The organism is Pseudomonas sp. AC229 (assembly GCF_979254655.1).
In genome coordinates this window covers 1-298 of the sequence record NZ_CEEDHK010000043.1, presented here as the reverse complement: position 1 = coordinate 298, position 298 = coordinate 1, and the positions used below count along the sequence as shown (strand labels likewise).

The window sequence follows — 298 nt, the reverse complement described above, 5'->3', positions numbered from 1 at the left end:
ATTTGGAGCGGGAAACGAGACTCGAACTCGCGACCCCGACCTTGGCAAGGTCGTGCTCTACCAACTGAGCTATTCCCGCAATACATCTACAGCTTGAATGGCGTCCCCTAGGGGACTCGAACCCCTGTTACCGCCGTGAAAGGGCGGTGTCCTAGGCCACTAGACGAAGGGGACATCAACCTTTTTTACCAGCAACGCCTTTCAGCACTGCTTTGAAAATTTGGAGCGGGAAACGAGACTCGAACTCGCGACCCCGACCTTGGCAAGGTCGTGCTCTACCAACTGAGCTATTCCCGCA

General features: G+C 55.4%; 3 tRNA genes. All 3 read right to left on the bottom strand.

What is annotated here, in order from left to right:
• Positions 1–3 precede the first annotated feature (3 nt).
• Positions 4–79 (bottom strand) — tRNA-Gly (locus tag AC0IW7_RS24770).
• 19 nt (positions 80–98) lie between these two features.
• Positions 99–174 (bottom strand) — tRNA-Glu (locus AC0IW7_RS24765).
• Positions 175–221: 47 nt separating this feature from the next.
• Positions 222–297: transfer RNA gene (locus AC0IW7_RS24760), tRNA-Gly, on the bottom strand.
• Position 298: the final 1 nt, after the last annotated feature.